Raw genomic sequence first — 25017 nt, 5'->3', positions numbered from 1 at the left:
GCGGAACAATAAGCGAACATCACAGATTTGCAAGCCCGGTGGCACAACATCCTGTGCCGCCGGAACGAAGGGGATAAGCCTTCGGGCCTATATCGAGGATGATCGGCCTGCGGGGTGATTTGCTGATCACAGGACATGCGAGTTTTGGCCTTGAGCGACCATAGCACCACGCCAGAAGGTGCTGCGTGATCGCGGGGCCTGGGACTGGCGATGCAACGGCAGATGCGGGCACTTTATCCCAGCCAAGTCATTCTAAACTCAACACGTTGCGCGCCCTATCATATCGCCAGGCCGCGGGACGGCCCGGCGATCGCGCGGCACCTTCGGTGCGTTTCGCGCGAGTAGGCTTAAACGGTAGCAACAGACCAAAGCCACCTTGTATTCTTCGTTTACAGGGTCGCTCCTACGACGCAGAAAGAACCGCCTCCACGTCCGCACGCCTTGGGATCGGGGCGACGGCGCCGTAGCCTTGCACCGCGAGGGCCGCTGCTGCGTTGGCATAGGTGGCGGCGGTAAAAGGATCGTCTCCGGCGATGAGCCGCGCGAGGAACGCGCCGTCGAACGTGTCGCCGGCACCCGTGGCGTCCACAACGGAAACCGGCCGTCCCGGCACGCGCTTCCGGTCTTCGGGGGTGGCCACCAACGTGCCGCCCGCCCCGAGTGTCAGTGCGACAACACCTGCACCAAGCCCGAGGTAGAAATCTGCGATCCTGTCGGGGTCGCTGAGCCCGGTCAGCGCCTCGGCATCCTCGAGCCCCGGCAGGGCGATATCGGCCATCGCCATGCCCGCATGGATGATCGCGCGTGCGCGGTCGAGCGGCCAGAGCTTGAGCCGCAGGTTGCTGTCATAGGACACGCGCCCGCCCGCCGCGCGCACGATGTCCATCGCCGCGAAGACCGTGTCGGCGGCGGATTGGGAGATGGCCTGGCTGATGCCCGAGACATGCAGGATTTTCGTGGTCTCAAGGGCGGCGCGGGGCAGGTCGGCTGGGGTCATGCGGCTGGCGGCAGATCCTTCCCGAAAATAGCTGAATTCGTGCCCGTCCAGCCCATGAGTGACGAAATAGATGCCGGTCTGGCCGCCCTCGACCGCGCGCACGGTGGTGGTGTCCACGCTTTCGGCCTGCCACAGGTCGATGAAGGAGCGGCCAAACGCATCGGCCCCGACATGGGTGAGATATCCCACATGTGCGCCCTGTCGCGCGGCGGCGATGGCGCAATTCGAGGTGTCGCCGCCATGGCCCGGCAAATAGCGCTCGTCAGGCTGCTGGTTGAATTCGAGGATCGGCTCACCGAGGCAGAGGAGGTCGACCGCCATCAGCGCGCCCCGTTCAAGGCGGCGCGGATGAGATCGCGCGCCGTGGCCTCGTCGTCCGCCTCGAGGGCGGCGGCGGGCAGCAGGTTGCCGCCCATGCCGACGCAGAGCGCCCCGGCGGCGAGGTAATCGGCGGCATTGCCCGGGGTGATGCCGCCGGTGGGCATGAGCGCGATGTCGGGGAATACCGCCCGAAGCGCCCTCAGAAACCCGGGCCCGCCTGCGGCATCGGCGGGAAAGACCTTGACCACATGCGCGCTTGCCTGCGCGTGATGGAGCACTTCGCCGGGTGTCATGGCGCCGGGCAGATAGGGGATTTGTGCGGCGCGACAGGCTGCTGCCACCGTGTCGCACCAACAGGGTGAGACGACGAATTGCGCGCCCGAGGCGATGGCCGCCTGCGCCTGTGCGGCATCAAGAACGGTGCCCGCCCCGAGAATGACATCGGGATGTGCCGCGCCAAGGCGCTGCAAGAGCCCGTTCGCATCGGGCACGGTCATGGTGATTTCGAGGACGCGCGCGCCTTCTTCGGCGAGCAGGTGACAGGCGGTTTCGGCAATGGTCGTGTCGGGATGGCGGATCACCGGAACGATGCGGGCGGTTCTCAGGGCGCGTGTCAGATGGTCGGTCATTGCTCCTCCGGCGTTGCGCGTCCGGGCCATGCTTTTGCTTGCGTGACCCCGCAAAGATACCGATACCTGTTTCCCATGCGACTGACCACCACCGCCCTTGCCGCCGTGACCGCGCTTTGCGTGATGATTGGCGTGTTCTGGCTCTCGCTCAGCTTTTTCCAATCCGAGGAAGAGGCCAAGGCGCGCGGGCGGTTGTCGCTGTATCACAGCACTGTGCGCTCGGAACTGGAGCGGTTTTCGCACCTGACCTATGTGCTGGCGCGTGACAGTCATGTGATCGACACTGCCACCGGTGGGCCAACCGGCCGGCTGGATCGCAGGCTGGCGGCCTTTGCGGCGCAGTCGGGGCTGGATGCGATTTATCTGATGCGACCTGACGGGATGACGATTGCCGCCTCGAACGCCGGGCGACCGGGGACGTTCGTGGGGCAGGATTATTCCTTTCGGCCCTATTTTCAGGCGGCGGGTGCCGGTCTGCAGGGGCGGTTCTATGGGATCGGGGCAACCACGGGATTGCCCGGCTATTTCATCGCCGATGCGGTGCGCGATGCGAATGGCGGCGTGCTCGGGGTGATCGCGATCAAGCTCGATCTCACCGATCTGGAGGAGACATGGCGGCGGGCCGGGGAGCAGGTCTTGCTGGCCAACCGGGATGGTGTGGTGCTGCTCTCCTCGGACCCGGACTGGCGGTATCGCAGCCTTGCGGATCTGAGCGCCGATCAGCGGGCCCGGATCGCGCAGGACCGGCAGTTTCCGGGGCAGGATCTTGCGCCGCTGGACTGGCAGCCCGTGGAGGGCGCGCGCGCGATGATCGACGGGGTCGAGCGGATTCACCTCGCGGCGTCGGTCGCGCCGCATGACTGGGTGTTGCATTATTTCGCGGATGACAGTGCTGCGGTGACGCGCAGCTGGCTGTTGACCGGGCTGGTGATGATTCTTGCGGGCGCTGGGTTTCTGGTGTCGCAGGTGCGGCGGACACAGCGGATCGGGGCGGCACTGCGCCGGTCCGAGGCGGAGGAGGCGCAGTTGCGCGAGGCCAATGAGCGGCTTGCGGTGGAGATCGAGGAGCGGCGCACCGCCGAGCGCCGGTTGAAGCGGACGCAGGACGAGTTGGAGCGCGCGAGCCGTCTGGCCGCGCTGGGGCAGTTGGCGGCGTCGGTCACGCATGAGTTGGGGCAGCCGATTGCGGCGATGCGCAACCATCTGACAGCGGCCGAGATCGGCGGGCAACCGGCGGCGCGGGTCATCCCGAGGATCACCGGGATCGTGGACCGGATGGAGGGGATCACGCGGCAGCTCAAGTTCTTTGCCCGCAACGACCGGGAGGAGTTCGGGCCGGTCGATCTGGGGGCCGTGGTGCAGGCGGCGCTGGCGCTGGTGGAGCCGAATATCGACAAGGTGGGTGTCACCACGTCGCTCGATGCGCCCGGGGCGCCGGTTCTGGTGCGCGGCAATCAGTTGCGGCTGGAACAGGTGCTGACCAATGTGCTGCGCAATGCCGTCGATGCGGTGGAGGATTGTGCCGAGCGGCGGATTGACATCACGCTGGGGCAGGGCGATCGAGCGGGCTGGGTCGAGGTGCGGGACACCGGGCACGGGCTGGGGCAGGCGCGGCTTGACGAGTTGCAGGAGCCGTTCGTCACGACGCGCGAGAGCGGGCGCGGCATGGGGTTGGGCCTTGCGATTTCAGCCAATATCGTCAAGGCGCATCAGGGCCGGTTCAGCGCGGATAACCTTGCCCAGGGCGGCGCGATGTTCCGGATCGAGATCCCGAAAGAGGGGATGGAGGAGGATTTGAGCGCGGCATGAGCAGTACCCCCCGTATTCTGATTGTCGAGGATGACCGCGCGATGCGCCTGTCGCTGATCGACCTGCTGGAGGCGTCTGAATGGTGCGTCGAGGCGCTGCCGCGTGCAGAGCGGCTGGCGGATCGGCTGGAGGCGTTTCAGCCGGATGTGATCCTGTCGGATGTGCGGATGCCGGGCATGTCGGGGCTGGAGTTGCTGGACAGTCTCGACCGCGATCTGTCGCCGCCGCTGGTGCTGATTTCGGCGCATGGCGATATCGCCATGGCGGTGGATGCGATGCAGCGCGGGGCCTATAGCTTTGTCGAGAAACCCTATGAGCCGCGCCGGTTGCTGAACATCCTGCGGCATGCCGCCGATCAGCACGCGATGCGGCGCACGACGGAGCGGTTGAAATCGCGGCTGATGCAGTTGTCTGGGCTGGACCGGGTGCTGTTGGGGCAGACGCGGGAAACGGCGGCCCTGCGCGAAGAGGTGCTTGATCTGTCGCAGAGCGGTGCGGCGGTGATGCTGCAGGGCGAGACCGGTACCGGCAAGGAGCTGGTGGCGCGCGCGCTGCATGATCTGGGGACGGATGGCACCGGGCCGTTTCTGGCGCTGAACTGTGCCGCGCTCTCGGTCGAGGGGTTCGAGGCCGAGATGTTCGGGGCCGAAGGCGGGGCCAAGGGGCGATTGCAGGGGGCGGATGGCGGCACGCTGTTTCTGGATGAAATCTGTTCCTGCCCGATGCCGGTGCAGGCCAAGCTGTTGCGGGTGATCGAGGACAAGCAGGTGCTGCCCCTCGGGGCGGGGGCTGCGGTGCCGCTGGCGTTCCGGGTGATTTCGGCGACCAACGAGGACCCTGAGCAGGCGGTGCGCGAGGGGCGGCTGCGGGCCGATCTGCTGTATCGGCTGAATACCACGGTGATTGCCTTGCCGACGCTCCGGCAGCGGCGCGATGACGTGATGCTGCTGGCGGCGCGGTTTCTGGACGAGTTCGCGCGGGTCTATGAGACCCGCGTGCCGGACCTCGGGCCCGAGGATAGTGCCGCGCTGCTGGCGCATGACTGGCCCGGCAATGTGCGCGAGTTGCGCAGCGTGTGCGAACGACGCGTGCTGAGCGCGCGGCGCGGGGGCGGGTCGATGGCGCAGGCGCTGCACCGCGATTCGCTGGCCGATGATGTGCCCGACACGCTGCGCGCCGCCGTGGCGGCGTTCGAGCGAGAACTCATTGCCAAGGCGATCACCGCGCATGAGGGAAAGATGGAGGCGGTGGCCGAGGCGCTGGGCATCGGGCGGCGCACGCTGAACGAGAAGATCGTCAAGCTGGGGCTGGACAAGGAGGCGCTGCTGTAGTCACCTTGCGGATATCCGCAGGGCGGCTGCCGGGGCATGCGCGGTTTTCTTCATAGCCATTGTGCCGGGCATGACCCAAGGTAGCGCCCATCATACCGCATGACATCTGGGAGGAGAAACCATGCCGAAATTTCTGAGTTATACCGCCGTGGCCGCGATCAGCCTTGCCTTTGCCGGTGAGGCGATGGCGACCGAATGGAACGTCTCGCTCTGGGGCAAGCGCCGGGCGTTTACGGAGCATGTCGAGAAGCTGGCCGAATTGGTGTCTGAGAAGACCGACGGCGATTTTACCCTGAACATCAGCTACGGCGGCCTGTCGAACAACCGCGAGAACCTTGACGGGATTTCTATCGGGGCGTTCGAGATGGCGCAGTTCTGCGCGGGCTATCACCGCGACAAGAATCCGACGATCACCGTGCTGGAACTGCCGTTCCTCGGGGTCGAGACGCTGGAGCAGGAAACCGCGCTGTCGATGGCGCTCTATGATCAGCCTGCGGTCAAGGCCGATCTGGCACGCTGGAACGCGACGCTGCTGATGCCCTCGCCGATGCCGCAATACAATCTCGTGGGTCTGGGCGATGCGCCCCGCAGCCTAGACGATTTCAAAGGGCTGAGCGTGCGCGCGACCGGTGGTATCGGCTCTGCGATGGAGGCCGTGGGCGCGGTGCCGACCTCGATGTCGGCGACCGAGGTGCGGCAGGCGATGGATAGTGGCGTGGTCAAGGCCGTGGCCTTTGCGCCGCATGCGCATATGTCCTTCGGCACCATCGAGAATGCGAAATGGTGGACCGCGAACCTGAACCCCGGCACGGTTAATTGCCCGGTCGTGGCGAATACCGATGCGCTTGACGAGCTGTCGGATGAGCATCGCGAGGCGCTGTTGGGCTCGATCGACGAGTCGCTCGATTACTACATCGACAACTATCAGAACAACACGCTCGAGGCCTGGGGCCCGGCGCTCGAAGAGCGCGGGATCGAAGTGATCAGCTTTGACGAGGAGTCTCTGACGAAGTTCGAAGAGGCGGTTGCCGGTCCTGCCGCTGCGACCTGGATCGAAGAGATGGGCAGTCGCGGTATTCCCGCGCAAGAGCTCTATGACTTCGCCACGAGCACGCTTGCGGAGCTCAAGGGCGGCTCCTGAGCCTGACCTTTCCGGCCTGCCTCGGATGATCCGGGGCAGGCCGATTTCCTTGCGCATCATCCGGGAGACGAGCCATGGCGGGAGCGGCCTCTGTCCTGTCCGACAACAGCAGCCTGAGCAGGCTTGATCGCGGTCTTTACCGGATCGAGCGGCAACTTGCGCTCCTGAGCGGGCTGGCGGTGTTCTCGCTCATGGTGCTGGCGGTCATTTCCGTGGGCGGGCGCAATTTCTTCAATCAGCCGCTGCCCGGCTATGTCGACTGGATCGAGCAGATCATGCCGCTGATTGCCTTCATGGGCGTGGCCTATACGCAGCGCGATGGCGGGCATATCCGCATGGATATCTTTGTCGGAATGTTTCAGGGCCGCGCGCTTTGGCTTATCGAGTTGATCACGACGCTGGCGGTTCTGGCGCTGATGCTGCTGCTGGTCTGGGGCAGTTGGGCGCATTTCGAGCGTAGTTTCGACTGGAACGCGCCGCTGTGGAGCCGGGACAGCACCATCGACATCGCCCTGCCGATCTGGCCTGCGAAGATCCTCGCGCCGATTGCCTTTGGTGTGCTGTCGCTGCGGCTGATGTTGCAGGTCTGGGGATTCGGGCGCGCATTGTTCACCGGGGCGGAGCGGCCGGTTGCCGTGCCGCTGATCGAGGATGCCGCGGCACAGGCCGCGCGTGAGGCCGCGCATGTCAGCGGCCGTGATGAATAAGGATTTCACCTGATGGAGCCGATAGATATCGGGCTTGTCGTGACCGGCCTGATGCTGGTCGTCGTGATCCTGGGCATGCGCGTGGCCTTTGCCGCCGCTTTGGCCGGTACGGTCGGGCTGATCTGGATTTTCTGGTCCAAGAAGGGCTATGCGGGCGACGAATTTGTCTGGGCGCTGACCGTGGCGGTCAAGACTGCCGGTCAGGTGCCGCATTCCAAGGTCAGTTCACAGGCGCTGAGCCTGATACCCACCTTCATCATGATCGGCTATCTCGCCTATTACGCGGGGCTGACCAAGGCGCTGTTCGAGGCGGCAAAACGCTGGATCGCCTGGGTGCCGGGGGGCCTTGCGGTCTCGACCGTGTTTGCCACGGCAGGGTTTGCTGCTGTGTCAGGGGCGAGCGTTGCGACGGCGGCGGTTTTTGCGCGGATCGCCATCCCCGAGATGCTCAAGATCGGCTATGACAAGCGGTTCGCGGCGGGTGTCGTGGCGGCGGGGGGCACATTGGCGAGCCTCATTCCGCCGTCGGCATTGCTGGTGATCTACGCGATCATCGTGGAGCAGGATGTGGGTAAGCTGTTGCTTGCCGGGTTCATTCCGGGCGTGTTCTCAGCCTTTGTCTATGCGCTTTTGATCATCGGGCTGGCGCTGACCATCAAGGGGTTCGGCCCGCCGGTGGGTGGCTTTACCTGGCGCGAGCGCTTCGTGTCGCTGCCGCCCGCCCTGCCCATCGTGTTCGTTGTCGTGACGATCATCTTCTTCGTCTACAACCCGTTCGGCGGCGATGCCTGGGGCACACCGACCGAGGGCGGGGCGATTGGCGCCTTCGTGGTGTTCCTTATGGCGCTTTATCGTGGCATGCGCTGGCCCGAGTTGAAGGACGCACTGCTGGAGACGGCGAAACTGTCGGTGATGATCTTTACCATCATCTGGGGGGTGCTGATCTACGTGCGGTTTCTTGGCTTTGCCGATCTGCCGTCGGCCTTTGCGGACTGGATCACCTCGCTGACGCTGTCGCCGATGCTGATCCTGATCTGCATCCTGCTGGCCTATGCGGTGCTGGGCATGTTCATGGATGCGATCGGCATGCTTCTCTTGACGCTGCCGGTGGTCTATCCGGCGGTGATGGCGCTCAACGGGGGTATCAATGTCAGCGCGGCGGACAGTGCCTTTGGCATGAATGGCCAGATGTGTGCGATCTGGTTCGGGATATTGGTGGTCAAGATGGCCGAGTTCTGTCTGATCACGCCGCCCATTGGCCTGAATTGTTTCGTGGTCGCGGGCGTGCGGCCGGACCTGAGCGTGCAGGACGTTTTCAAGGGGGTGATGCCGTTCTTCGTCGCCGATGCGGTGACTATCGCGCTGTTGGTGTCGTTCCCGGCAATTGTTCTGTGGCTGCCGGGTCTGGCCTAGCGAAGTCCGTAAAACTGGATGTGTTAACAGACCGGTAATCCACCCTGTGCTACCCCTTGGACCGGGTGAGACAAAGGTGGTGAGTATGGACGTGCGCAGCAACGTGGCGCCGGTCATCATCAAACGGGAAAAGATCATTGCAGGAGGCGGGCATCATGGCGGTGCCTGGAAAGTGGCTTATGCCGATTTCGTCACCGCGATGATGGCCTTTTTCCTGCTGATGTGGCTGTTGAACGCGACAACCGAACAGCAACGCAAGGGTATCGCGGATTTTTTCAGCCCGACCCTGCCGGTCAACCGCATCTTGGGCGGGGGTGACGGTGCGTTCGGCGGCGACAGCGTGTTTTCCGAGGACGGGGACCTCGCTGTCGGTGGTGATCGCGGGCCTGAATGCGCTTGGCGTCGCGCCGCGCGACATGATCGACATTCTCAAGAGCATCAAGGCGGCGGGGGCTCTGCATGCCGAATTCGTGGTGCGCTAGTTCGTGGTGCGCTAGACTTTGCGGCGTCAGACGATCACGTCAAGCGCCTCTTGCTCGCCGACGCCGAACACGCGGCGATAGCGCTCGATCTGGTCCTCGGGGCCCATGGCCTTGCGCGGGTTGTCGGACAGTTTCACGGTGGGTCGGCCATTGGCCGACACCGCCTTGCAGACCAGCGAGAACGGCGCGAGCACGTCATCCTCGGTCAGCCCGCGAAAATCATTGGTGAGCAGCGTGCCCCAGCCGAAGGAGGTACGCACGCGTCCGGCGAACTGCGCCTGCAATTCGATGATCTTGTCGACGTCGAGCCCGTCGGAGAAGATCACCATCTTCTGGCGCGGGTCCTCGCCGCGGTCCTTCCACCAGCGGATTGCGGTTTCGGCCCCGGCCTCGGGCGCGCCGGAATCGACCCGGATACCGGTCCAGCCCGCCAGCCAATCGGGGGCGTTGTCGAGAAACCCCTTGGTGCCGTAGGTATCGGGCAGGATGATGCGCAGGTTACCGTCATGTTCCTCGTGCCAGTCCGAGAGCACGTCATAGGGGGCCTGCGCGAGGCTCGCGTCGTCGGGCGCGAGGGCGGCATAGACCATCGGCAATTCATGGGCATTGGTGCCGATCGCCTCGAGATCGCGGTTCTTGGCAATCAGGCAGTTGGAGGTGCCGACGAAGCGTTCGCCCAGCCCCTCGCGCATGGCCTGAACGCACCAGTCCTGCCACAGGAACGAATGCCGCCGCCGGGTGCCGAAATCGGCGATGCGCAGCCCGTCGATGGGGCGCAGCCGCTCGACCTTTTCCCAGAGCTTGGTCATCGCGCGGGCATAGAGCACCTGAAGTTCGAATTTCTTCATGTGGCCAAGGACGGCGCGGGCGCGCAGTTCCATCAGCACGGCGAGGGCGGGGATTTCCCAGAGCATGACTTCGGGCCATTTGCCCTCGAAGGTCAGCTCATATTGCCCGTCGCGCACCTCGAGGTGGTAGGGCGGCAGGGTCAGCCCTTCGAACCATTCCATGAATTCGGGGGTGAACATCTGGCGCTTGCCGTAGAAGGTGTTTCCGCGCAGCCAGGTGCTTTCGCCGCGCGACAGCGACAGCGAGCGGATGTGATCGAGTTGTTCGCGCAACTCTCCCTCGTCCACGAGTTCGGCCAGCCGGACCGATGTGGTGCGATTGATGAGGGAGAAGGTGACATTCGTGTCGGGCCGGTTGCGAAACACCGACTGGCACATCAGCAGCTTGTAGAAATCGGTGTCGATCAGGGACCGAACGATGGGGTCCATCTTCCAGCGGTGATTGTAGACGCGGGTTGCGATGTCGACCATGCTGCGGCCTCCGACAGGGGTAATGCGGCGGTTAAAGCAAAGGGGGCAGGGCTGTGCAAGGTTGAACGGTCAGCCGGGGTGCCCGAGCGCGGTTACGAGCCGGGACCAGTCGCGCGCCCAGGGGGCGGTGCCGCTCTCGGTCAGGCGGATCATCCAGAGCGCCATGTCGAGCGCGGGCAGCGTGTCATCGAGGGCCATGAGCCGCCCGCTGGCGAGATCATCACGCGCCATGCCTTCGGGCAGCCAGGCCACGCCGATGCCGCGCCGGGCGTATTCATGCGCGGCGAGGGTCAGCGCGGTTTCCGCCCGGCGGCGCAGCACGCGGGGCGCGGGGATGCGCGGCAGGACCGCGCGCGCCATGACCTGGCCGAGAAACACGTCGCCGGGATAGGCGATGTAGGGCAGGTCGGGGCCCTGCATGAGGCGCGGGGTCGCCACCGGCAGCAGGCGTTCGAGCCCGAGCGAGACCCGATCGAAGGCGCGGCCAAGGGTCAGGGGGGCCACGTCCGGTGCGGCGAAGACCACGGCGAGATCGGCCTCGCCGGACAAAAGGCGGAGCAGACATTCCTCGCGATTGTCCGAGCGCACGCGCACCGGGCGGCCCCCCTGCGCGGTGAGAATGCTGACGATGGCCGGCGAATGCGTGGTGGTGATCGCGTGCTGACAGGCCAGCGTCAGGCCGCGCGCGTCCGACGTGTGCGCCAGCGTTTCGCGCAGGTTGCGCAGTTGCGTGGCGAGGCTGCGCATCTCGGGGATTTGTGCCGCGACATCGGGCAGGAGGGTGACGGGTTTGCGGCTGCGGTCGAGGAGCGGCGTGCCGAGCGCCTCTTCGATGGCGCGCAGGCGGCGGGTGAAGGCCGATTGGCTGACATGGCGCATTTCGGCGGCGCGGGCGAGTGAGCCGGTATCGGACACCGCCAGAAGATCGTCGAGCCAATCGAGCCGCATATTGCATATCCTGCATAATAGATGGCGAGAATAGCATTGGACGGCGCGGATGTCCCGCCTTAGCCTGCGCGAAACGCATGTTTGATGGAGGACCTCAAATGCATCTCGCCCGTTACCCCCGTCGTTTTATCGCCCATCTGCCGACCCCGCTGGAGCGGCTGGACCGGCTGACCAAGGAATTGAACGGCCCCGAAATCTGGATCAAGCGGGATGATTGCACCGGTCTTTCGACCGGCGGCAACAAGACCCGCAAGCTGGAATTCCTGATGGCCGAGGCGGAATTGCAGGGCGCTGACATGGTGATGACCCAAGGCGCCACGCAATCCAATCACGCCCGTCAGACGGCGGCCTTTGCGGCCAAGCTGGGACTGGATTGCCATATCCTGCTGGAGGATCGGACCGGCTCGAACAATGCCAATTACAACAATAACGGCAACGTCCTGCTGGATCATATGCATGGGGCCACGACCGAGAAACGCCCCGGCGGCGGTGACATGAATGCCGAGATGGAGAAGGTCGCCGACAGGTTCCGCGCCGAGGGGCGAAATGTCTATACCATCCCTGGTGGCGGATCGAACCCCACGGGCGCGCTTGGCTATGTCAATTGCGCCTTCGAGATGCTGGCGCAGTTCAATGATCGCGCGCTCAAGGTCGACCATATCGTGCATGCGACCGGCAGTGCCGGCACGCAGGCGGGGCTGATCACCGGGCTCAAGGCGATGAACGCGCAAATCCCGCTGTTGGGGATCGGGGTGCGCGCGCCCAAGCCCAAGCAGGAGGAGAACGTGTACAATCTCGCTTGTGCGACGGCGGAAAAGCTGGGCTGTGCCGGTGTGGTGGCGCGCGAGGACGTGGTGGCCAATACCGATTACGTGGGCTAAGGCTATGGTATCCCCACCGAGAGCGGCATCGAGGCTATTCAGATGTTTGCGGAACTGGAGGCGATCCTGCTTGATCCGGTCTATTCGGCCAAGGGGGCGGCAGGCTTTGTCGACCTTATCCGCAAGGGGCATTTCAAGAAGGACGAGCGGGTCGTCTTCCTGCATACCGGAGGGTCGGTGGCGCTCTTTGGCTATGACAGCTCGTTTGATTTTGCGTCCCGCTGGACGAGCTGAGCGGCCAAAACCCCTGACCTACGGCAAAGCCCCGCAGCAATGCGGGGTTTTCCATGTCCGACATATCCGGTAAAGCGCAGGCTGACCCAAGTTTCGCAGTCGGAAGAGCACCCATGAAATTCACATTGTCCTGGCTGAAAGACCACCTCGAGACCACAGCCTCGGTGGCGGAGATCGCGGAAACCCTGACCGATCTGGGGTTGGAGGTGGAAGACATTTCCGACCCGGCCGCGCGGCTGGGGGATTTTACCATCGGCAAGGTGATCAGTGCCGAAAAGCACCCGGATGCCGACAAGCTGCGGGTGTGTCAGGTGGCGACCGATGTGGGCGAGACGCAGATCATCTGCGGCGCGCCCAATGCGCGTGAGGGGATCACCGTTGTGATCGCCAAGCCCGGTGTCTACGTGCCGGGCATCGACACGACCATCGGGGTGGGCAAGATCCGCGGGATCGAGAGCCATGGCATGATGTGCTCGGAGCGCGAGATGGAACTGTCGGAGGAGCATGACGGCATCATCGAACTGCCGTCGGGCGAGGTGGGTGAGCGGTTTGTCGATTGGCTGGCCGAGAATGATCCGGCCAAGGTGGACCCTGTGATCGAGATCGCGATCACGCCGAACCGTCCCGATGCGCTTGGCGTGCGGGGCATCGCGCTCGATCTGGCGGCGCGGGGCATGGGAACGATGAAGCCCGCGCCCACGGCGGGTATCGAGGGGCAGTTCGCCTGCCCTATCAAGGTGGTGATCGACGAGGATGCGGCGACGGGCGGCTGCGAGGTCTTTGGCGGGCGTCTCATTCGCGACGTGCAGAACGGCCCGTCGCCCGCGTGGCTTCAGGACCGGCTGCGCGCCATCGGGTTGCGCCCGATCTCCAGGCTGGTCGATATCACCAATTTCTTCACCTATGATCGCAACCGCCCGCTGCATGTGTTCGACGCCGACAAGGTGACGGGTGATCTGCGGGTGCATCGCAGCAAGGGCGGCGAGACGCTGACCGGTCTGGACGAGAAGGACTATACTTTCGGCCCCGGGCAGGTGGTGATTTCAGACGAGACCGGTATCGAGAGCATCGGCGGGATCATGGGCGGCCTTGCCACCGGCTGTACCGAGGAGACGGTGAACGTGTTTCTCGAGGCGGCGGTGTGGGACCATATCCAGATCGCCACGACGGGCCGCGCGCTCAAGATCAATTCCGATGCGCGCTATCGCAATGAGCGGGGGATTGATCCGGCGTTCAACATGGAGGCGCTCGATCTTGCGACGCAGATGATCCTCGATCTTTGTGGCGGGGAGCCGTCGAACCGTATCATGGCGGGCAAGGTTCCGGATGTGAGCCGCGCCTACAAGCTCGATCCGGCGCGGGTGCAATCGCTGGTCGGTATGGACATCCCCGAAAGCGAGCAGCGCCAGACGCTGACGGCGCTTGGCTTCAAGCTCGAGGGGAACATCGCGCATGTGCCGAGCTGGCGGCCCGATATCCAGGGTGAGGCCGATCTGGTCGAGGAGGTGGCGCGGATTGCCTCGCTGACCAAGCTCAAGGGGCGGCCTATGGCGCGTGTCGATGCCGGTGTGCCCAAGCCGATCCTGAGCCCGATGCAGAAGCGCGAACAGATCGCGCGGCGCAGCATGGCCGCACTCGGCTATAATGAATGCGTCACCTACAGCTTTATCGACCATGGCTCTGCCATGCTCTTTGGCGGAGGTGATGCGTCCACGATGCTGGCCAATCCGATCAGCTCGGAAATGAGCCATATGCGGCCCGATCTGTTGCCCGGGCTGTTGCAGGCGGCGGCGCGCAATCAGGCGCGGGGGATCATGGATCTGGCGCTGTTCGAGGTCGGGCACGCCTTTGACGGTGGCGAGCCGGGCGAGCAGCATTTGCAGGTCTGCGGTGTGCTGATCGGGCGGAGCGGGCCCAAGGATGTGCATGGCACTTCGCGTGCCGTCGATCTCTATGACGCCAAGGCGGATGCCGAGGCGGTGCTGGCAGCGATCGGTGCGCCCGCCAAGGCGCAGATCCTGCGCGGTGCGCCGGAGTGGTGGCATCCGGGGCGGCATGGCATGGTCTGCCTTGGCCCCAAGAAGGTGATGGCCGTCTTTGGCGAATTGCACCCCAAGGTGCTGCGCGCGATGGACGTGAAGGGGCCGGCGGTGGCCTTTACCCTCTGGCCTGCAGAGGTTCCGCTGCCACGCAAATCCTTGGCCACGCGCGGGGCGATGGCGATCAGCGATCTGCAGGCGGTGGAGCGCGATTTCGCCTTTGTCGTCGATCGCGAGGTCGAGGCGCTGACGCTGGTCAATGCGGCGGCGGGGGCCGACAAGGCACTGATCGAGGATGTGCGCATTTTCGACGAGTTCATCGGCGGCACTCTGGGCGAGGGCAAGAAATCATTGGCGATGACCGTGCGCTTGCAGCCGCGCGACACGACCCTGAAAGAGGCCGATATCGAGGCGGTCTCGGCCAGGATCATCGACAAGGTCACCAAGGCCACGGGCGGCACGCTGCGCGGCTGAGAAAGGAGCGAACGATGCTGAATGTCTATCTGTCAGGCGAAATACACACCGATTGGCGAGAGCAGATCATTGCGGGGGCCGAAGGGCTTGATGTGTCGTTTTCCGCGCCTGTGACCGATCACGCGGCGAGTGATGATTGCGGTGTTGCGATCCTGGGCGAGGAGCCGGACAAGTATTGGCACGACCACAAGGGCGCGATGGTCAATGCGATCCGCACTCGCAAGGGGATCGCGGATGCCGATATCGTGGTGGTGCGCTTTGGCGACAAGTACAAGCAGTGGAACGCGGCCTTTGATGCGGGCTATGCCTCGGCGCTTGGCAAGTCGCTGATCATCCTGCAGCCGCCCGAGCATGACCACGCCCTCAAGGAGGTGGATGCCGCCGCGCTCGCCGTGGCGCGCGAGCCGGGGCAGGTGGTGGATATCCTGCGCTATGTGCTGGAGGGCAAGCTGCCCGCCTAGAGCATTTCGGTCTTTCACTGAAACACCGAAATGCTCTGACTTATTGCTTTAACTGCGCACCACGTAGACCGAACATTCGGCATGGGTCACCACGTGGCTTGCCGTGGTGCCGAGCAGGTAGTCCTGCACCTTGGGGTTGGCGGATTCCATCACGATCAGGTCGACATTGCGCTCATCCGCGAGCTTGACGATCTGGCGATGGACAGCGCCCTTGCGCACGATCAGTTCCATATCGACCCCCTCGGCGGGGTGGGCGGCCACGAATTTCCTGAGCTCGTCACCCCAATAGACATCGGAATTGTAGATGTTCATGTTGCGCTCGATCTCGGGGGCGACGGTGGCGATGATCAGTTTCGCCCCGCGCCGCTGCGCCATTTCGACGGCTTCTTCATAGGCGTTGTAATCGACCTTGAGGTGCCGGAGGTTGACGGGGCAGAGGATGAGGCGGGTCGTGCGGGGCATGGGGCACCTGTCTGTGCGGGGTGGGCCGGAGCGCATCGCCTAAACGATTCGCAGCCTCATGATGCCATTTATGCGGCAGTTTGGGGGCCGGTTGCGAAACAGAGGGTGAAAAATCCCGAAGAGCGTGTGAATTCGGCCCGAATTTTCCGGGATTGCTACATGTAGCCGCGCACAAGGCTGTCGGCGATCAGGGTCCAGCCATCGGCGATGACGAAAAAGGCCAGCTTGAAGGGCAATGAGACGATGGCGGGCGGAACCATCTCATACCCATCGACATCAGGATCGCCACAAATCCGGCAAGCGCAGCGCCATAGCTTGCCACGGCAAACGTTGGTCCGGTCATGCCGACCGCACTGGCAGAGGTCGCGCCTGTTCTGCGTGGTGCACGCAATCCGGCCCCGCATGCGCCGGACGCCGTCGTGGCGCGGCGATTGCCCGAGCGCGCCATGGGTGCGCGCACGCGCGCCGGGGACATGAAACGGGTTTTGCCCGATATGTCCGGCGCGCAGCGTGCCGTCGATGGTATAAAGGCCGCCGCACCCGCCCAGCAGGTACTGCCCTTTATGCCAGTGGTCGCGGCGCTGCGTGGTGTTCCGCGTCTTGCCGAAGACGATATTCCTGCCTTTTCGGGGCCGCGCGCGCCCGCTTTCCACGCGCAAGGTTTCACTTTGGTCGGCGCGGCTGCGCTGCCAACTCCGCCGCACCATGTGGTGATGCAGATCGCCGCAGCGATTGGGCGCGGTGCATCCGGGACAGATCGGGTGATCGACCTCATGCTCAACCCCGAAGAACTGGGCAAGGTGCGCCTGAGCCTAAGCCAATCCGACGCGGGGCTCTCGGTTTCGGTGCTGGCAGAGCGCCCCGAAACGCTCGATCTTCTTCGGCGCAACATCGACCTTCTGGCGCGTGAGTTTCTGGATATCGGCTATCAGTCGGCGGAGTTTTCCTTTGGCCACGAACAGCCCGGTGCGCACCAGCACCCGCGTGCCCCGCAATCTTCGCCCGGCCCCCTGTCGGAGGCCGAGGGCGACGCGGTTTATCTCGCTTCCACGCTTCACCTTGGTGATCGCCTCGACATCCGCCTTTAGAAAGGTTTGACCATGGACGTTCTCTCTTCGACCCAATCGACTGCCCAGACCGCGGCTGCGGCTCCCCGCGGTGGCGGCGCGCTCAGTTCGGATTTCGAAACCTTTCTGAAGATGCTGACCACGCAGATGCGCAATCAGGACCCGCTCAATCCGGTGGAGTCGTCCGATTTCGCTGTGCAGTTGGCGACCTTCTCGACCGTCGAGCAGCAGGTGCTGACCAATGACCTGCTGACCGGGCTTGGGGCGCAGATGGGCGCGCTTGGTCTCGGTCAGCTTTCGGGCTGGATCGGGCTTGAGGCAGAGGCGAAAACGCCGATTGTCTTTGACGGGACACCGGTGCCGCTGACGGCGACGGTCGATCCGCTGGCAGATGCCGCGCAGCTGGTCGTCACGAACGCAGCGGGCATTGTCGTGCAACGTCAGGAGATCGCTCCGCAAAATGGCCGCATCACATGGGCAGGGCGCGATCCTGCCGGTCTGCCGCTGCAAAGTGGAACCTACGAGATCTCGGTGCAGTCCCTTGCCGAGGGTGAGGTGATCGCGCGCCACGACGCACATGTTCACAGCCGAATCGTCGAAGCCCGTCAGGAGGGTGGAGAAACCCGGCTTGTGCTCGCGAACGGTCAGAGCGTTGCAGCGAGGGCAGTGCTTGGTCTGCGCCCGCCGGAGACCGGGGCGTGAGCGCCAGATGTCACATAAACGCCAGAGCCAGCGCCGCGCCGCCCGCACCCAGGGTGGCGCCGATCCCGGCAAAGGCGATGCGCATCGGCCAGGGCGACGGGGGCGGGGGCGCGGGTGGCGCGGATTGGCGAATCAGCGCGGCCTCGACCAGACCGGGCAGGCGCGGGCCGTAGCGTGACAGCACGGCGGCGGTCCGCCCGAAATCGCGCAGCGCGGCACGCGGGCCGATCGTTTTCTTGATGTAATCCTCAACCACGGGCCGGGCGACCTGCCAGATATTGATCTGCGGATTGAGGCTCCGGGCGACGCCTTCGACCACCACCATGGTGCGTTGCAACAGGATTAGTTCGGTGCGCGTCTCCATGCCGAATCGCTCGGTCACCTCGAAGAGATAGCTGAGCAGGCTGCCCATCGAGATGCGGCTCGCATCCATGCCGAAGATCGGCTCGCCCACCGCGCGCAAGGCACGCGCAAAAGCGTCGACATCGCGGTCGGCGGGCACATAACCCGCCTCGAAATGGACCTCGGCGACGCGGCGATAATCACGCTTGATGAACCCGTAGAGGATTTCGGCATAGACCCGGCGGGTGTATTCGTCGATATGGCCCATGATGCCGAAATCATAGGCGATGATATCGCCATTGCTGGCCACCTTGAGATTGCCCTGATGCATGTCGGCATGAAAATAGCCGTCGCGCAGCGCGTGGTTCAAAAACAGCTGCAACACCCGTTCACCCAGTTCAGCGCGGTCGTGACCGGCGGCGTCGAGCGCGGCATTGTCCCCGAGGGGCAGGCCGTCGGCCCAGCCCATCGTCATCACCCGGCGCGACGAGAGGTGCCATTGCACCGGCGGCAGCTGAAAGCCGGTATCCCCCGAGGTGTTGGCGGAAAACTCAGAGGCCGACGACGCCTCGAGCCGCAGGTCGAGCTCTCCCATCACCACGCCCTCGAAATGCGCAATCACCTCCGTGGGCCGCAGGCGGCGCGCGCCGGGGGCCAGCAACTCGACCATGCGGGCGGCGAAATAAAACGCGTCGATGTCGCGGCGAAACGCCTTTTCGATCCCGGGGCGCAGCACCTTGATGGCGACGGCTTCGCCCGTGTCGCGAAGGCGTGCCTTGTGCACCTGCGCGATCGAGGCCGCGGCGACGGGCGGACTGAAATCGTCGAACATCTCTTCGACGAGATGCCCCAGCTCATGGGTGATGCTCGCCTTGGCCACATCTACCGAGAAGGGCGGAAGCTTGTCCTGCAAGACGCGCAGTTGCCCGGCCAGTTCCTCGCCCACCAGATCGGGGCGGGTGCTGAGAATCTGACCGAACTTGATATAGGCCGGGCCCAATGCGGTCAGCGCGCGGGGCGCAGGCGGGGTCGTCTCGTCGCCCTTGTAGCCCATCCATTGAAACGGCCAGGCCAGAAAGCGCATGGTGCCGCGCACCAGTGGTGGCGCCTCGAACGCGTCCATGATCAGGCCCATGGCGCCGGTGCGTTCCAGCGTGGCACCGGTGCGGATCAGCCGCAGGATATTATGCGGTCCGCGCATCGCTCAGATTTTCCAGCCGGAATGCAGACAGGCGATGCCCATGCTCAGGTTGCGGTATTTTGCCTGTTCGAATCCGGCCTGTCGGACCATGCCCAGAAACGTCTCTTGGTCCGGAAACTGGCGGATCGATTCGACCAGATACTGATAGCTGTCGCGGTCATTGGCAATCGCCTGTCCAAGACGCGGAATTATGTTGAAGCTGTAAAGATCGTAGACCTTTTGCATCAGCTCATTGGGGATCTGGCTGAATTCGAGCACCATCAGCCGTCCACCAGGCTTGAGCACGCGAAACGCCTCGTTCAGCGCCTCTTGCGGGCGGGTCACGTTTCGGATGCCGAAGCTGATCGTGTAGACGTCAAAGCTGTTGTCCTCGAACGGCAATGCCATCGCGTCGCCCACCACCCAATCGAGACTGTCGGCCATCTGGTCGGCCTCGGCGCGCTTGCGCCCCTCGACCAGCATCGGCTCGGTCAGGTCGAGCACGGTGGCATGGCCATGACCGGCCCGCTTGAGAAAGCGAAAGCTGATATCGCCGGTGCCGCCCGCCACATCGAGCAGGCGCTGACCCGCGCGCGGGGCCAGCCAATCCATCATCGCGTCTTTCCAGATGCGGTGAATCCCGAGGCTCATCGCATCGTTCATCAAGTCGTATTTGCTGGCCACGCTGCCAAAGACCCCGCGCACGCGCCCGGCTTTCTCCGACTCGGGCACATCCTGAAATCCGAAATGGGTGGTTTTCTCGCTCATGGGCCTTGCCGCTCTTGTGTACTGCCCTTCTTATAGGGCGCGGGCGGGGGGTTACAATGCGCCGCTTGTGCTGAGCGAGGGGTCAAATGCCGGAATTGCCAGAGGTTGAGACAGTCCGCCGCGGGTTAGCGCCGGTTATGGAGGGGGAGGTGATTGCACGTGCCGCTGTCAATCGCCCTGACCTACGGTGGCCATTTCCGCCCGACATGGCTGCGCGGCTGACCGGACAGCGGGTGCTGATGCTGCGGCGGCGGTCGAAATATATCCTCGCCGATCTCGCCTCGGGTGAGACGCTGCTCATTCACCTTGGCATGTCCGGGCGTATGCTGGTCTCGGGCGATCCCTTGGGGCGTTTCGTGCATGAGCACCCGGCGCCGGAAAAGCATGATCATGTGGTGCTCTACATGCAAAATGGCGCGCGGATCACCTTCAACGATCCGCGCCGCTTTGGCGCGATGGACCTGATGCCGACGGATAGGGCAGAGGTGCATCCGTTGCTGGCCAAGCTGGGGCCAGAACCCCTGGGCAACGACTTCAACGCGCCCTATCTCGCCGCCATGCTCAAGGGGCGCAACACGCCGATCAAATCCGCGCTGCTCGATCAGCGGATCGTCGCGGGGCTGGGCAATATCTATGTCTGCGAAACGCTGTTTCGGGCGCGCATCTCGCCACGCCGCCGCGCCGGGAACATCTCGGGCAAACGCGCAGGATCGCTGGTGCCGATCATCCGCGATGTGCTGCGGGATGCGATCATGGCGGGCGGTTCCTCGCTGCGGGATTTCCGGCAGGCGGATGGTGAATTGGGCTATTTCCAGCACAGTTTCGATGTCTACGGGCGTGAGGGAGAACCCTGCCGGACGGAGGGATGTGAGGGCCCTATTGGGCGCATCGTACAGTCCGGGCGCTCCAGCTTCTATTGCCCACGCTGTCAAAGATAGGTTGAACGCGCGGCCAACAATGGTAATGAATCGGTCTGATGGAAACAAATGAAAGCTGATTTCATGGCCTATGAGACGATCATCGTCGAAATAGAAGACCACGTCGCCCTCATCAAACTCAACCGCCCCGATGCCCTCAACGCGCTGAACGATCAGCTCATGTTAGAGCTGTCGCAGGCGCTTGGCGAGGCGCAGAAGAACGACAAGGTGCGCTGCATCCTGCTCACCGGGTCGGAAAAGGCGTTCGCGGCGGGGGCCGACATCAAGATGATGAGCGGCAAGGGATTCGTCGATGTCTTCCTCGAGGATCTCTTCACCGAGGACAGCGATGCGATTTGCCGCGTGCGCAAGCCGGTCATCGCCGCCGTGTCGGGTTATGCCCTTGGCGGCGGGTGTGAACTGGCGATGATGTGCGATTTCATCATCTGCTCGGATACCGCCAAGTTCGGTCAGCCTGAGATCAATCTCGGGGTCATTGCCGGGCTGGGCGGCACGCAGCGCCTGACCCGTCTGGTGGGCAAGTCCAAGGCGATGGACATGAACCTCACGGGCCGCTTCATGGATGCCGAAGAGGCCGAGCGCGCGGGGCTGGTGAGCCGCGTGGTGCCCGCCAAGAAGCTGATGGAAGAGGCGATGTCGGCGGCGCAGAAGATTGCCGAGAAGTCGCAAATCTCAGTGATGGCGGCGAAAGAGGCGGTCAATCGTTCCTACGAGACAACGCTGCGTGAGGGGCTCTTGTTCGAGCGCCGCGTGTTCCACTCGCTCTTCGCCACCGAGGACCAGAAAGAGGGCATGGCCGCCTTCGCCGAAAAGCGCGAGCCGCAGTTTCGCGACAAGTGAGCGTGGTTGCGGCAGGAGGGGCGTTGCCCCTCTTGGCCTGGGGCCAATTCACCCCGGAGTATTGGGGCCAAGAAGAAACATGAAAATGCGCGCCCGGGTTTGACACACGCAACACCCGGGCGCGGCTTTTTCATGGGCGGTCATCGGCTCTCCAGCCTGTACCGCAAGACGAGCATGCCATGTCAGGGTTAACAAACCCTTGTGTTTCTTTATGGCAAAAATACTCGAATCCAAGACCCTGCCACGGGGCGCACCGCTGGCTCAGAACAGCCCTTCGGCGGCAAAGAGCGCCTTGACGTCCGTCTCGGGCCGCGCCCCGTAATGGCCGATCACCTCGGCCGCCGCGATGCAGCCCATGCGTCCGGCCACGGCCAGCGGTTGCCCGGTTGCGAGACCGTAGAGAAGCCCGGCGGCGAATTGATCGCCCGCGCCGGTCGTGTCCACCGGCTCGACCCGGCGCACCGGCACTGTCTCCGTCTCTTCGCCCTCGACCAGCACCACGTCGTGGCCCGAACGGGTGCAGACGATCAGCCCGCTTTCCTGCGCCGCTTGTTCCAATGCCGCGCCGAGGTCGTCGGTCTCGTAGAGCGCGCACCATTCATGCTCGTTGCCGATAACGAAGTCGAGTTCGCGCAGGAGGCCACGAAAATCGGCGCGGTGGCGCTCGACGCAGAACGGATCGGACAGAGTGATCCCAGCCTTGCCTCCACCGGCCCTCGCCGCACGCGCCGCACGTTCGAACGCCGCCTTGCCTTTGGGTTTGTCGAAAAGATAGCCCTCGAGAAACAGGAGCCCCGCCTGTCCCGCCACTGCCTCGGGTACGTCGCCCTCGTCGAGTTCGGTGGAGACGCCGAGATAGGTGTTCATTGATCGCTCGCCATCTGGCGAGACGAAGATCATCGAGCGCGAGGTGGGCAGCGCGCCGTCGCTGCGCGGGGCGTTGACGAACTCGGTGCCGACCTCGGCCATTGCCTTTGCGTAATAGTGGCCCAGTTCATCATCGCTCACCCGGCCGATGAAGCCGGTGGAGAGGCCGAGCGCGCCCAATCCCGCGATGGTATTTGCGACCGACCCGCCCGGCATCTGCCATCGATCGGTCATGTTCTCATAGAGAAACTCGGCGCGCTCGGTCTCGATCAGTTGCATCACGCCCTTGTCGATGCCCATCCGGGCCAGAAAGGCGTCGTCGCATTGGCTGATCACGTCCACGACGGCATTGCCGATGCCGACGGCCTGATATTTTGTCATAGGGTCTTGTCCTCGAATAAGCAGAGATCACGAATAAGGCAGGTGCCGCAGGCGGGTTTGCGCGCCTTGCAGGTATAGCGGCCATGCAGGATGAGCCAGTGATGTGCATGGCGTTGGAAATCCACTGGGATATTGTCCTCGATGGCGCGTTCGACCGCATCGACATTCTTGCCCGGGCAGATGCCACTGCGGTTGCCGACGCGAAAGATGTGGGTATCGACCGCCTGAGCCGGGTAGTGCCACCACATGTTGAGCACGACATTGGCGGTCTTGCGCCCTACGCCGGGCAGGGATTGCAGGGCGGCGCGGCTGTTGGGGACTTCGCCACCATAGTCATTCACGAGGATGCGGCTGAGTTTCATCACGTTCTTGGCCTTGTTGCGGTAGAGGCCGATGGTCTTGATGTGCCCGATCAGCCGCTCTTCGCCCAGATCGAGCATCTTCTGTGGCGTGTCGGCGATCTTGAACAACTCCCGCGTGGCCTTGTTCACGCCCACATCGGTGGCCTGCGCCGAAAGCGCGACGGCAACCACCAGCGTGTAGGCGTTGACATGCTCCAACTCGCCCTTGGGTTCCGGCTCTGCGGCCTCGAACCGAGTAAAGATCTCGCGGATCGTGTGGTAATGGAGTTGGCGCGCCATGCCCGCTTAATGCCGGGATTTGGCGGGATGCGCAACATTCGGCTGATAAGCGCGCAGCCTTGTATGAACGGGCCGCCAAGATCTCCTGACGGCCCGCTGATTTGGGCCTTTAGAAAAATGCTCTCGCAGCCTGTGATACGATCATATCGCCTTCGTGCGCTTGCGACGGCGGATCATGGCGATCGCCCCGATCCCGACCAGCAGCAGCGGCGCAGTCGCTGGCAGCGGCACCGGCGTGGGCGTCACGCGCAGCGTGAAGCTTTCGCCCGCAAAACCCGTGAGATCAATTGCGAAGTTCATGTTCACATTCGCCAGATCCTCGATCGCCCCGGAGAACAAATCAGCAAATAGATCCGCTTCGGTAGTTTTGAATTCTTCCAGATTGGCGAAAAGCGCAAATGCATCTTCAGCAAGGTTCGAGACGACGCCATTCTCAACATCTCGGCGCTGCTCGACGCGTCCGTCATCAAGGATCCACGCGATCAGCGGATCCTCGACGTCATCATTCCCGTCATCCCAGAACAGACCAGTGGGCACCGCCTCCCCGGTAAACCATGGACCGAACGTATCGCCGTAACTGCCGAAAAATCCTGCGGTCTCAATCATGTCCGCGCCAAAGACCGTTTTGAACCCCGAGCGTTCTACCCTATCAAAGAAGCCGCCCAGATCGCCATTTCGATCGCTCGGCTCCCCGAAAAGGCCAGCCGGAAACTGCGCGTAGGCATTGAGCTTTTCTGGCCCGTTCTCGAAGTCTTGCGAGAAACTCAAACCGTCACCCGAGCCCGAGGCCGTGAAGTCGCCCCCCACACCGGTGCCGAGCGACAGCTTGAAGCCCGCAAGCGGCGCTCCGGTCTCGTTGGTCAGCTTGTGGAACACGCGGTAACCAATATCGCCGTCAAGCGTGTTACCGTTGGCATCGGTGATCTCGCCGATTGTGCCGTCAGGATTGGTGTCGAAAACCAGGTCCGTTGGCCCGAGGCCGGTGATCTTTTGCTTGAAGCGCTTGCCGCTCTGCCGCGGGCCATCGCAGGTCGAGCCACTTGAGGCCATAATGCATCCGGCAAGGTCGTTGCCACCCACGTCGACCGGGCCCGGGACAACCTTGATCCCGGGCCCATTGGCCTCGGGAAAATCATAGTCGATCCTACCATTAGTCACCGCAACCGCGGTGCCACCCGTCACGTCGCGGTCATAGATGGCGCTTTCGCCGGTTTGCTCGGGGTCGTCATCAGAGAATGTCGGACCCACCACCACGTTATCTGTATTCCAACCGGTGATCGTGGCAGCGGTCCCCGAACTGCCTGCGAAGGCTTATCCCTTTTGTTCCGGCGGGACTACATGTTGAGGCGACAGAGTTCTTGATTGTGGATTGAGGCACGGATTAGATCCGTTTGCAGCGTTGCTCGGGCATGCAGAGCGTAGCTTTTACCGTGAAAGACGGTTCTCAGACGCGCTGATCGACGAAATCACGATAGGTCGCCGGTGCGAGACCGGCCCCGATCCCGAGCAGCGTATCAAAAGCGCTCTGCATGTGTCGCCGCCGGTTCCAGCGGAACACGAACTCGTCAAGGTAGCGTTGCAGATGGCGTTTCCTGAGGCCGTGAAACACACCTTTCGCCCATCGCTTCAGGTTGGAGAACACG

22 protein-coding genes and 4 pseudogenes are annotated in these 25017 nt (G+C 63.7%); 14 read left to right on the top strand and 12 right to left on the bottom strand.

Translation table 11 applies throughout. The features are described from left to right. Window positions 1–403 precede the first annotated feature (403 nt). Complete coding sequence (locus BMX04_RS18110) at window positions 404–1318, bottom strand: sugar kinase (RefSeq protein ID WP_074788265.1); 915 nt, start codon at window positions 1316–1318, stop codon at window positions 404–406. Next, the gene (locus BMX04_RS18105; RefSeq protein WP_074788264.1) at window positions 1318–1947 is read right to left on the bottom strand and encodes a bifunctional 4-hydroxy-2-oxoglutarate aldolase/2-dehydro-3-deoxy-phosphogluconate aldolase; all 630 of its coding nucleotides are present in this window, start codon (window positions 1945–1947) and stop codon (window positions 1318–1320) included. Before BMX04_RS18105 ends, BMX04_RS18110 begins: the two co-directional genes overlap by 1 nt. Window positions 1948–2022: 75 nt before the next feature. On the opposite strand from BMX04_RS18105, the gene BMX04_RS18100 reads away from it, so the two are divergent. The 7 genes and pseudogenes from BMX04_RS18100 to BMX04_RS18070 all read left to right on the top strand — a co-directional run. Continuing rightward, the gene (locus BMX04_RS18100; protein ID WP_074788263.1) at window positions 2023–3756 is read left to right on the top strand and encodes a sensor histidine kinase; all 1734 of its coding nucleotides are present in this window, start codon (window positions 2023–2025) and stop codon (window positions 3754–3756) included. Continuing rightward, window positions 3753–5087, top strand: coding sequence for a sigma-54-dependent transcriptional regulator (locus BMX04_RS18095; RefSeq protein ID WP_050663121.1), 1335 nt, complete (start codon window positions 3753–3755; stop codon window positions 5085–5087). The genes BMX04_RS18100 and BMX04_RS18095 overlap by 4 nt, the downstream gene beginning before the upstream one ends. A gap of 121 nt (window positions 5088–5208) precedes the next feature. Next, window positions 5209–6228, top strand: coding sequence for a C4-dicarboxylate TRAP transporter substrate-binding protein (locus tag BMX04_RS18090; protein WP_050663120.1), 1020 nt, complete (start codon window positions 5209–5211; stop codon window positions 6226–6228). A 74-nt stretch (window positions 6229–6302) separates the two neighbouring features. Next, window positions 6303–6935 carry a TRAP transporter small permease subunit gene (locus BMX04_RS18085; protein ID WP_074788262.1) on the top strand — a complete coding sequence of 211 codons (633 nt, stop codon included), beginning with the start codon at window positions 6303–6305 and terminating at the stop codon, window positions 6933–6935. A gap of 12 nt (window positions 6936–6947) precedes the next feature. Next, the gene (locus tag BMX04_RS18080; RefSeq protein WP_074788261.1) at window positions 6948–8348 is read left to right on the top strand and encodes a TRAP transporter large permease; all 1401 of its coding nucleotides are present in this window, start codon (window positions 6948–6950) and stop codon (window positions 8346–8348) included. 85 nt (window positions 8349–8433) lie between these two features. Continuing rightward, window positions 8434–8704: pseudogene (locus BMX04_RS18075) on the top strand (flagellar motor protein MotB); the annotation flags it as partial. Further along, a pseudogene (locus BMX04_RS18070) lies at window positions 8705–8830 on the top strand (flagellar basal body P-ring protein FlgI); the annotation flags it as partial. Between the two features lie 26 nt (window positions 8831–8856). Here the strand turns inward: BMX04_RS18070 and pncB are convergent. Together pncB and BMX04_RS18060 are read right to left on the bottom strand one after the other, a co-directional pair. Then, window positions 8857–10149, bottom strand: coding sequence for a nicotinate phosphoribosyltransferase (gene pncB / locus BMX04_RS18065; RefSeq protein ID WP_050663117.1), 1293 nt, complete (start codon window positions 10147–10149; stop codon window positions 8857–8859). A 69-nt stretch (window positions 10150–10218) separates the two neighbouring features. Next, complete coding sequence (locus tag BMX04_RS18060) at window positions 10219–11097, bottom strand: LysR family transcriptional regulator (protein WP_074788260.1); 879 nt, start codon at window positions 11095–11097, stop codon at window positions 10219–10221. 98 nt (window positions 11098–11195) lie between these two features. Between BMX04_RS18060 and cuyA the strand changes: the two are divergent. The 3 genes and pseudogenes from cuyA (at window position 11196) to BMX04_RS18045 (ending at window position 15186) form a co-directional block, all read left to right on the top strand. Beyond that, window positions 11196–12212: pseudogene (cuyA, locus tag BMX04_RS18055) on the top strand (D-cysteate sulfo-lyase). A 113-nt stretch (window positions 12213–12325) separates the two neighbouring features. Then, entirely contained in the window at window positions 12326–14725 is a 2400-nt protein-coding gene (gene pheT / locus BMX04_RS18050) for a phenylalanine--tRNA ligase subunit beta (RefSeq protein WP_074788259.1), read from the top strand. A gap of 14 nt (window positions 14726–14739) precedes the next feature. Further along, entirely contained in the window at window positions 14740–15186 is a 447-nt protein-coding gene (locus tag BMX04_RS18045; RefSeq protein ID WP_074788258.1) for a YtoQ family protein, read from the top strand. A gap of 48 nt (window positions 15187–15234) precedes the next feature. Here the strand turns inward: BMX04_RS18045 and BMX04_RS18040 are convergent, their stop codons facing one another. Continuing rightward, a complete protein-coding gene (locus BMX04_RS18040; RefSeq protein ID WP_074788257.1) occupies window positions 15235–15648 on the bottom strand; it encodes a universal stress protein in 414 nt (137 codons plus the stop codon). A gap of 155 nt (window positions 15649–15803) precedes the next feature. Beyond that, a pseudogene (locus BMX04_RS18035) lies at window positions 15804–15934 on the bottom strand (flagellar type III secretion system pore protein FliP); the annotation flags it as partial. 55 nt (window positions 15935–15989) lie between these two features. Here BMX04_RS18035 and BMX04_RS18030 point away from each other — a divergent pair. Both BMX04_RS18030 and BMX04_RS18025 read left to right on the top strand, forming a co-directional pair. Then, window positions 15990–16736 (top strand): flagellar hook-length control protein FliK, encoded by a 747-nt coding sequence (locus BMX04_RS18030; protein WP_074788256.1) that lies wholly within the window; start codon window positions 15990–15992, stop codon window positions 16734–16736. Between the two features lie 12 nt (window positions 16737–16748). Beyond that, on the top strand, window positions 16749–17417 hold the full coding sequence (locus BMX04_RS18025) for a flagellar hook capping FlgD N-terminal domain-containing protein (RefSeq protein ID WP_074788255.1): 669 nt from the start codon (window positions 16749–16751) through the stop codon (window positions 17415–17417). A 10-nt stretch (window positions 17418–17427) separates the two neighbouring features. Here BMX04_RS18025 and ubiB read toward each other — a convergent pair whose 3' ends face one another. After that, window positions 17428–18960: a 2-polyprenylphenol 6-hydroxylase gene (gene ubiB / locus BMX04_RS18020; RefSeq protein WP_074788254.1), complete on the bottom strand. Its 1533-nt coding sequence runs from the start codon at window positions 18958–18960 to the stop codon at window positions 17428–17430. Window positions 18961–18963: 3 nt separating this feature from the next. Then, on the bottom strand, window positions 18964–19707 hold the full coding sequence (gene ubiE, locus BMX04_RS18015; protein WP_074788253.1) for a bifunctional demethylmenaquinone methyltransferase/2-methoxy-6-polyprenyl-1,4-benzoquinol methylase UbiE: 744 nt from the start codon (window positions 19705–19707) through the stop codon (window positions 18964–18966). 86 nt (window positions 19708–19793) lie between these two features. On the opposite strand from ubiE, the gene mutM reads away from it, so the two are divergent. Together mutM and BMX04_RS18005 are read left to right on the top strand one after the other, a co-directional pair. After that, the gene (mutM, locus tag BMX04_RS18010) at window positions 19794–20645 is read left to right on the top strand and encodes a bifunctional DNA-formamidopyrimidine glycosylase/DNA-(apurinic or apyrimidinic site) lyase (protein ID WP_074788252.1); all 852 of its coding nucleotides are present in this window, start codon (window positions 19794–19796) and stop codon (window positions 20643–20645) included. Between the two features lie 63 nt (window positions 20646–20708). Continuing rightward, entirely contained in the window at window positions 20709–21485 is a 777-nt protein-coding gene (locus BMX04_RS18005) for an enoyl-CoA hydratase (RefSeq protein WP_074788251.1), read from the top strand. A 261-nt stretch (window positions 21486–21746) separates the two neighbouring features. Here the strand turns inward: BMX04_RS18005 and BMX04_RS18000 are convergent, their stop codons facing one another. The 4 genes from BMX04_RS18000 to BMX04_RS17985 all read right to left on the bottom strand — a co-directional run. Beyond that, window positions 21747–22733, bottom strand: a complete 987-nt coding sequence (locus tag BMX04_RS18000; protein ID WP_074788250.1) for an adenosine kinase — start codon at window positions 22731–22733, stop codon at window positions 21747–21749. Further along, a complete protein-coding gene (nth, locus tag BMX04_RS17995) occupies window positions 22730–23374 on the bottom strand; it encodes an endonuclease III (protein WP_074788249.1) in 645 nt (214 codons plus the stop codon). The genes BMX04_RS18000 and nth overlap by 4 nt, the downstream gene beginning before the upstream one ends. A gap of 141 nt (window positions 23375–23515) precedes the next feature. Continuing rightward, the gene (locus BMX04_RS17990) at window positions 23516–24625 is read right to left on the bottom strand and encodes a VPLPA-CTERM sorting domain-containing protein (protein ID WP_074788248.1); all 1110 of its coding nucleotides are present in this window, start codon (window positions 24623–24625) and stop codon (window positions 23516–23518) included. Between the two features lie 193 nt (window positions 24626–24818). Continuing rightward, window positions 24819–25017, bottom strand: a 199-nt coding sequence (locus tag BMX04_RS17985) for a transposase (RefSeq protein WP_139194625.1), incomplete at its 5' end; no start/stop codon positions are given.

The organism is Roseovarius tolerans, assembly GCF_900109855.1.
Lineage (GTDB): Bacteria > Pseudomonadota > Alphaproteobacteria > Rhodobacterales > Rhodobacteraceae > Roseovarius > Roseovarius tolerans.
Note: the sequence above shows the minus strand (reverse complement) of the source record. Positions and strands in the feature narration are given on the sequence as shown.

Bases quoted from the DNA above. Each gene is read 5' to 3' on its own strand.
- BMX04_RS18110 (WP_074788265.1), bottom strand. From the start codon at position 1,318: ATGGCGGTCGACCTCCTCTGCCTCGGTGAGCCGATCCTCGAATTCAAC.
- BMX04_RS18105 (WP_074788264.1), bottom strand. From the start codon at position 1,947: ATGACCGACCATCTGACACGCGCCCTGAGAACCGCCCGCATCGTTCCG.
- BMX04_RS18100 (WP_074788263.1), top strand. From the start codon at position 2,023: ATGCGACTGACCACCACCGCCCTTGCCGCCGTGACCGCGCTTTGCGTG.
- BMX04_RS18095 (WP_050663121.1), top strand. From the start codon at position 3,753: ATGAGCAGTACCCCCCGTATTCTGATTGTCGAGGATGACCGCGCGATG.
- BMX04_RS18090 (WP_050663120.1), top strand. From the start codon at position 5,209: ATGCCGAAATTTCTGAGTTATACCGCCGTGGCCGCGATCAGCCTTGCC.
- BMX04_RS18085 (WP_074788262.1), top strand. From the start codon at position 6,303: ATGGCGGGAGCGGCCTCTGTCCTGTCCGACAACAGCAGCCTGAGCAGG.
- BMX04_RS18080 (WP_074788261.1), top strand. From the start codon at position 6,948: ATGGAGCCGATAGATATCGGGCTTGTCGTGACCGGCCTGATGCTGGTC.
- pncB (WP_050663117.1), bottom strand. From the start codon at position 10,149: ATGGTCGACATCGCAACCCGCGTCTACAATCACCGCTGGAAGATGGAC.
- BMX04_RS18060 (WP_074788260.1), bottom strand. From the start codon at position 11,097: ATGCGGCTCGATTGGCTCGACGATCTTCTGGCGGTGTCCGATACCGGC.
- pheT (WP_074788259.1), top strand. From the start codon at position 12,326: ATGAAATTCACATTGTCCTGGCTGAAAGACCACCTCGAGACCACAGCC.
- BMX04_RS18045 (WP_074788258.1), top strand. From the start codon at position 14,740: ATGCTGAATGTCTATCTGTCAGGCGAAATACACACCGATTGGCGAGAG.
- BMX04_RS18040 (WP_074788257.1), bottom strand. From the start codon at position 15,648: ATGCCCCGCACGACCCGCCTCATCCTCTGCCCCGTCAACCTCCGGCAC.
- BMX04_RS18030 (WP_074788256.1), top strand. From the start codon at position 15,990: ATGCCGACCGCACTGGCAGAGGTCGCGCCTGTTCTGCGTGGTGCACGC.
- BMX04_RS18025 (WP_074788255.1), top strand. From the start codon at position 16,749: ATGGACGTTCTCTCTTCGACCCAATCGACTGCCCAGACCGCGGCTGCG.
- ubiB (WP_074788254.1), bottom strand. From the start codon at position 18,960: ATGCGCGGACCGCATAATATCCTGCGGCTGATCCGCACCGGTGCCACG.
- ubiE (WP_074788253.1), bottom strand. From the start codon at position 19,707: ATGAGCGAGAAAACCACCCATTTCGGATTTCAGGATGTGCCCGAGTCG.
- mutM (WP_074788252.1), top strand. From the start codon at position 19,794: ATGCCGGAATTGCCAGAGGTTGAGACAGTCCGCCGCGGGTTAGCGCCG.
- BMX04_RS18005 (WP_074788251.1), top strand. From the start codon at position 20,709: ATGGCCTATGAGACGATCATCGTCGAAATAGAAGACCACGTCGCCCTC.
- BMX04_RS18000 (WP_074788250.1), bottom strand. From the start codon at position 22,733: ATGACAAAATATCAGGCCGTCGGCATCGGCAATGCCGTCGTGGACGTG.
- nth (WP_074788249.1), bottom strand. From the start codon at position 23,374: ATGGCGCGCCAACTCCATTACCACACGATCCGCGAGATCTTTACTCGG.